The sequence below is a fragment of the uncultured Flavobacterium sp. genome (assembly GCF_963975005.1).
GTDB lineage: Bacteria > Bacteroidota > Bacteroidia > Flavobacteriales > Flavobacteriaceae > Flavobacterium.
The window spans coordinates 20,929-27,619 of record NZ_CAXBFR010000028.1 but is presented as its reverse complement, the minus strand read 5'-3'; the positions used below and the strand labels follow the sequence as shown (position 1 = coordinate 27,619).

General features: G+C 34.3%; 5 protein-coding genes. All 5 read left to right on the top strand.

Annotated elements, in window-relative coordinates; all coding sequences use genetic code 11:
* On the top strand, positions 1-1,077 hold a 1,077-nt coding region (locus AACZ53_RS05360), incomplete at its 5' end, for a cytochrome c3 family protein (protein ID WP_339835486.1).
* 31 nt (positions 1,078-1,108) lie between these two features.
* On the top strand, positions 1,109-4,156 hold the full coding sequence (locus tag AACZ53_RS05355; RefSeq protein ID WP_339835482.1) for a TAT-variant-translocated molybdopterin oxidoreductase: 3,048 nt from the start codon (positions 1,109-1,111) through the stop codon (positions 4,154-4,156).
* A 33-nt stretch (positions 4,157-4,189) separates the two neighbouring features.
* On the top strand, positions 4,190-5,596 hold the full coding sequence (gene nrfD, locus AACZ53_RS05350; protein ID WP_339835479.1) for an NrfD/PsrC family molybdoenzyme membrane anchor subunit: 1,407 nt from the start codon (positions 4,190-4,192) through the stop codon (positions 5,594-5,596).
* A 4-nt stretch (positions 5,597-5,600) separates the two neighbouring features.
* Complete coding sequence (locus AACZ53_RS05345; RefSeq protein WP_026716823.1) at positions 5,601-6,125, top strand: DUF3341 domain-containing protein; 525 nt, start codon at positions 5,601-5,603, stop codon at positions 6,123-6,125.
* 8 nt (positions 6,126-6,133) lie between these two features.
* Entirely contained in the window at positions 6,134-6,679 is a 546-nt protein-coding gene (locus AACZ53_RS05340) for a cytochrome c (RefSeq protein WP_339835476.1), read from the top strand.
* The last annotated feature ends 12 nt before the right edge of the window (positions 6,680-6,691 follow it).

Sequence of the window (6,691 nt, the reverse complement as noted above, 5' to 3'; positions counted from 1 at the left end):
TATGAAAAAGAATGGCTGTATAAGTGGATTCATAACAGTGCTGAGTTGATTAAGTCTGGTGATGCGCAAGCAGTAAGAGTTTTTGAAGAAAACAACAAAACGCCGATGACGGCATTTCCTCAATTATCAACAGAGGACATTGATAATATTATTGCTTACACTTCTGAGCCTTTGCCAGTTGCTACAGTAGCTGCTGCTGTTGTTCCAGGAACTGAAGGACAAGGAGGAGGATCAGGAATCTCGAATAACATTATACTTGGGGCTTTGGCTTTAGTGTTAATGATGTTAGTTGTTATGTTGTTCTTGGTTGGCAATGTGTTAAACAAAATTGCAAAAGCAAACGGAATAGAAGCTCCTGTAAAAGAGAAATCGCTTCCTTTGTGGAAAGCATTTGCTAAAAATCAATTCTTAATGGTTGTAACTGCAATCTTATTCTTGTTGGTTAGTGCTTATTTTGCTTATGGGTATTTAATGCAAATAGGCGTTGATCAAGGCTATGAGCCAATTCAACCAATTCATTATTCACACAGAATTCATGCTGGTGATAATGGTATTGATTGTAAATATTGTCACTCTGCTGCGAGAGTTAGTAAGCATTCTAATATTCCATCGTTGAATGTTTGTATGAACTGTCATAAGAATATTGCTGAAGTTGCTGAAACAACTGCTACGGAAGAATATTCAAAAGCATTCTACGATGAACAAATAGATAAGTTATATACTGCTGTAGGTTGGGATAAATCAACTCAGTCATACACAGGGAAAACTAGTCCAGTTAAATGGGTTCGTATACATAATTTACCAGATTTTGTTTATTTCAATCACTCACAACACGTTTCTGTTGCTGGAGTAGAATGTCAAACTTGTCATGGACCAGTTCAGGAATATGAAATTCAAAAACAATTTGCACCTTTAACCATGGGTTGGTGTATTAATTGTCACAGAGAAACAAATGTAAAAGTAGAAGACAACGAATACTATACAAAAATACACGAAGAACTATCTAAGAAATACGGTGTTAAGCAGTTAACTGCAGCCCAAATGGGTGGTTTAGAATGTGGTAAGTGTCACTATTAATAATAATTTAAGAAGCTAATATTTATATACAATGGCATCAAACAAAAAATACTGGAAAAGTGTTGAAGAGCTAGACGAAAATAGCTCTATTGTTGAGACGCTAAGAAGCAACGAGTTTGTGGAGCAAATACCAGTTGATGAGTTTTTAGGAGATAAAGAAAATTTATCTTCTTCTTCAACTTCTCGTCGTGACTTTTTAAAATACGTTGGATTTAGTACTGCAGCTGCATCATTAGCTGCGTGTGAAGGTCCAGTTGTAAAGTCAATACCTTATGTACTTCAACCAGAACAAATAATTCCAGGTGTTGCTGATTACTACGCAACAACGATTGCTGATGGTTTTGATTTTGCTAATGTTTTAATCAAAACTCGTGAAGGTCGTCCTATTAAAGTAGAGAATAACAATTTAGAAGGTGCAAGATCTGGAGCTAACGCAAGAGTTCACGCATCAGTTCTTTCACTATATGATAGTCTTCGTTTGAAAAAATCAAAAATTGATCAAAAAGACGCAGATTGGAATGCTGTAAATGCAAAAATTAAATCTAGTCTTGAAGATGCAAAAGCAAAAGGAGAAAGTGTTGTGGTTTTAACTAACACTTTCGCTAGTCCTTCAACGGATACTTTGTTAGCAAATTTAATAACTAAATACCCTAATGTTAAGCATGTAGTGTATGACGCAGTTTCTGAGTCAAATGCACTTGATGCTTTTCAATCAGTTTATGGTGTTAGAGCTTTAGCTAATTACGACTTTTCAAAAGCTGATGTTATTGTATCTGTAGGTGCAGATTTCTTAGGAGATTGGCAAGGTGGTGGTTTTGATTCAAGTTATGCTAAAGGAAGGATTCCTAAAAACGGAAAAATGTCGAAGCATATCCAAATAGAGGCAAATATGTCTTTGGCTGGTGCAAAAGCAGATAAAAGAATTCCATTAACTATTGCTAATCAAAAACAGGCTTTAGTTAAACTATATAATGTTGTTTCTGGTGCATCTGTTGGTACATCAAAAATTGACAAATATGAAGCTGATGTTTTAAAAGCAGCTCAACAATTAAAAGCAGCAGGCTCTCAGGGGGTTCTTGTTTGTGGATTAGATGATGTTGATGCTCAAATGCTAACATTGGCAATTAACAATCAATTAAATTCTGAAGCTTTTAATACTTCAAACGCGATTCTTACAAGAAAAGGTAACGCAAAAGAAGTAAATCAATTGGTATCAGACTTAAAAGCTGGAAAAGTTCACACTATATTAATGAGTGGAGTTAATCCAGTATATACTTTATCAAATTCAAAAGAGTTTTTAGAAGGTTTAAAGAAAACAAAATTATCTGTTGCATTTTCAATGAAAGAAGATGAAACAGCAAAAGTTGCTTCAATTGCGGCTGCAACTCCACATTATTTAGAATCTTGGGGAGATGTTGCAATAACTAGAGGGAACTATAGTATTCAGCAACCAACTATTAATCCGTTGTTTGATACAAAACAATTTCAAGAAGTATTATTATCATTAACTGATAATGCAACTTCTTACCATGATTACTTAAAGAGCAATGCTTCTTTAAATGGAAAAACATGGAATAAAGCTGTGCATGATGGTTTTGTTGCAAGTGAAGCATCAGCTTTAACAGCAACATCTGCGGATTATGCTGCTTCTGCATCTAAATTAGCAAGTGCTAAATCATCTGGAATGGACCTAGTATTGTATACTAAAGTTGGTTTAGGTGATGGACAGCAAGCGAATAACCCTTGGTTACAAGAATTTCCTGATCCAATTACAAGAGTATCTTGGGATAATTATGTTACTGTTTCTAAGAAAGATGCTGAAAAATTAGAATTAGAAAATTGGAATGTTGCTAATGGAGGTCTTAACGGAAGTTATGCTGATATTAAAGTTGGGAAAACAACGCTAAAAAATGTACCAGTAATAATTCAACCAGGTCAAGCTGTTGGAACAGTAGGTTTAGCTTTTGGTTACGGTAAGAAAGAATCAATGAAGTCTGAAATGCAAGTAGGTGTAAATGCTTATGAATTATATGCTAATTTGAATTCAAATTTATCTGCAAGTATTTCAAAAGCTAGTGGTGAACATGAATTTGCATGTGTTCAGTTACAAAAAACATTAATGGGCAGAGGTGATATCATCAAGGAAACTACATTAAGTACTTTTGTAAAAGAAAATTCAGAAGTTTGGAATCCAACTCCAATGGTTTCTTTAGATCACAAAGAAGTTCCAGCTACATCAGTAGATTTATGGGAATCTTTTGATAGATCAACAGGTCATCATTTTAATTTATCTATTGACTTAAATGCTTGTACAGGTTGTGGAGCATGTGTTATCGCATGTCACGCAGAAAATAATGTTCCAGTAGTTGGTAAATCTGAAGTAAGAAGAAGTAGAGATATGCACTGGTTGCGTATTGATAGGTACTATTCTCATGAAGAAACATTTGCTGGTGATGTTGAGTTGAAAGAAAATGCACACGGATTGACTAGTGTAATTGGTACATTGAAAGATATGGAAGATCCTTCAGAGAATCCTCAAATAGCTTTCCAACCAATTATGTGTCAACACTGTAATCATGCACCATGTGAAACAGTTTGTCCAGTTGCAGCCACTTCTCATAGTCGTCAAGGTCAAAACCACATGGCTTATAATAGATGTGTTGGAACACGATACTGTGCTAACAACTGTCCATATAAAGTAAGACGTTTTAACTGGTTCTTATATAACAAAAACAGTGAATTCGATTATCACATGAATGATGATTTAGGACGTATGGTTCTTAATCCAGATGTGAATGTACGTTCTCGTGGAGTTATGGAAAAATGTTCTATGTGTATTCAAATGACACAAAAAACTATTCTTGATGCAAAACGTGATGGAAGACAAATCAAAGACGGAGAATTCCAGACAGCTTGTTCTGCCGCTTGTTCAAGTGGAGCAATGGTTTTTGGAGATGTTAATGATAAAGAATCTCAAATAGCTGAATTAGCAGAAGATAAACGAATGTATCACTTACTAGAACATATTGGAACAAAGCCAAACGTGTTTTATCATGTGAAGGTTACAAACGACAAATAAAAATTTTAATTAACAAGAAACAATATAAAGGATATGTCGTCTCATTACGAAGCACCCATTAGAAGACCTTTAGTAGTAGGAAATAAATCTTACCACGATGTTACAGTAGATGTTGCTAGACCTGTTGAAGGTAGAGCTAACAAACTTTGGTGGACAGTTTTTACAATAGCACTTGCTGCGTTCCTTTGGGGATTAGGTTGTATGACTTACACTATAACTACAGGTATAGGTACTTGGGGATTAAACAAAACAATTGGTTGGGCATGGGATATCACTAACTTCGTTTGGTGGGTTGGTATCGGTCACGCAGGAACCTTAATTTCAGCTGTATTATTATTATTCCGTCAAAAATGGAGAATGGCAATTAACCGTTCTGCTGAAGCAATGACAATTTTCTCTGTAATGCAAGCTGGATTATTCCCAATCATACATATGGGTCGTCCATGGTTAGGATACTGGGTTTTACCTATTCCAAATCAATTTGGTTCGTTATGGGTAAACTTTAACTCTCCATTACTTTGGGATGTATTCGCAATTTCTACTTATCTTTCTGTTTCATTAGTTTTCTGGTGGACTGGTTTGTTACCTGATTTTGCAATGCTTAGAGATAGAGCTATTACTCCTTTTACCAAAAAAATATATTCTATTGTGTCTTTTGGATGGAGTGGTAGAGCAAAAGACTGGCAACGTTTCGAAGAAGTTTCATTAGTATTAGCTGGTTTAGCTACTCCTCTTGTGCTTTCTGTTCACACGATTGTATCTTTTGACTTCGCAACTTCTATTGTTCCAGGTTGGCACACAACAATTTTACCACCTTATTTCGTGGCAGGTGCAATTTTCTCTGGATTTGCAATGGTAAATACTTTGCTTATCATCATGAGAAAAGTGTCTAACTTAGAAGAATATATTACAGTTCAGCATATAGAATTAATGAACATTGTAATAATGATTACTGGTTCTATTGTAGGAACAGCATATATTACGGAATTATTCATAGCTTGGTATTCAGGTGTAGAATATGAACAATATGCTTTCTTAAATAGAGCAACAGGTCCTTACTGGTGGTCATATTGGTTGATGATGTCTTGTAACGTATTTTCACCGCAATTTATGTGGTCTAAAAAATTAAGAACAAGTATTACTTTTTCTTTCATAATTTCAATTGTTGTAAATATTGGAATGTGGTTTGAACGTTTCGTAATTATTGTTACATCTTTACATAGAGATTATTTACCTTCATCCTGGACAATGTTTCAACCAACGTTTGTTGATGCAGGTATATTCATAGGAACTATTGGATTCTTCTTTGTATTATTTTTATTATATTCTAGAAGTTTCCCTGTAATTGCGCAAGCCGAAGTTAAAACAATTTTGAAAACTTCAGGAGATAATTTCAAAAGAGCAAGAGCACAACAAGATCATAATTCAGATAATCATTAATAATATCATGAGTAAAGTTATACACGCTATATACAATGATGATGATGTATTATTAGATGCAGTTCACAAGACTAGATCTGCACATCATCATATAGAAGAGGTTTATACTCCTTTTCCTGTACACGGACTAGATAAGGCAATGGGACTAGCACCAACAAGAATTGCAATTGCAGCATTCTTATATGGTTTGGTTGGTTTGTCTGTTGCAACTGCAATGATGAATTTTATAATGATTAGCGACTGGCCTCAAGATATTGGGGGAAAACCAAGTTTTAGTTATTTACAAAATATGCCTGCATTCGTTCCAATCATGTTTGAATTAACAGTGTTTTTTGCCGCTCACTTAATGGTTATTACCTTTTATATGAGAAGTAAATTATGGCCATTTAAACAAGCTGAAAATCCTGATGTAAGAACAACTGATGATCATTTTTTAATGGAAGTTGGAATTCATGGAAATGAAGAAGAATTAGTTTCTTTTTTCAAAACTACTGGAGCAGTTGAAGTTAAAGTAATAGAAAAGCATTAATACAAGATATGAAAAGCTTATATAAAATAATAGTACTAGTGGGTTTGTCAATTGTGGTAACTTCTTGCCATGATAACTCTAAACCATACTATCAATTTTTTCCAAATATGTATCAATCTGTAGGATATGAAACTTATTCTGAGAGTGATGCGTTTAAAAATGGTAAAGAAGGTCAATTAGTGCCAGAAGGTGCTATAAAAAGAGGATTTGTTCCTTATGAAATACCTAATACTCCAGAAGGGTATATTTTAGCGAAAGAAACATTAAAGTCTCCTCTAGATTCCTTGAGTTTAGATACTGAAAATGGAAAAGCGTTATATGCTATTTATTGTGCAATTTGTCACGGTGAAAAAGGTAATGGTAAAGGGAAACTTGTAGAAAGAGAAAAATTTTTAGGAGTACCTAACTATAAAGATAGAGAAGTTACAGCAGGAAGTATTTTTCACGTAGTAACTTACGGATTAAACTCAATGGGCTCACATGCAAATCAACTTTCGCAAGAAGAAAGATGGCAAGTAGCTGATTATGTTTTAAAATTGAGATCAGAATTATAATTGTAAAACACT

Bases quoted from the DNA above. Each gene is read 5' to 3' on its own strand.
- nrfD (WP_339835479.1), top strand. From the start codon at position 4,190: ATGTCGTCTCATTACGAAGCACCCATTAGAAGACCTTTAGTAGTAGGA.
- AACZ53_RS05340 (WP_339835476.1), top strand. From the start codon at position 6,134: ATGAAAAGCTTATATAAAATAATAGTACTAGTGGGTTTGTCAATTGTG.
- AACZ53_RS05355 (WP_339835482.1), top strand. From the start codon at position 1,109: ATGGCATCAAACAAAAAATACTGGAAAAGTGTTGAAGAGCTAGACGAA.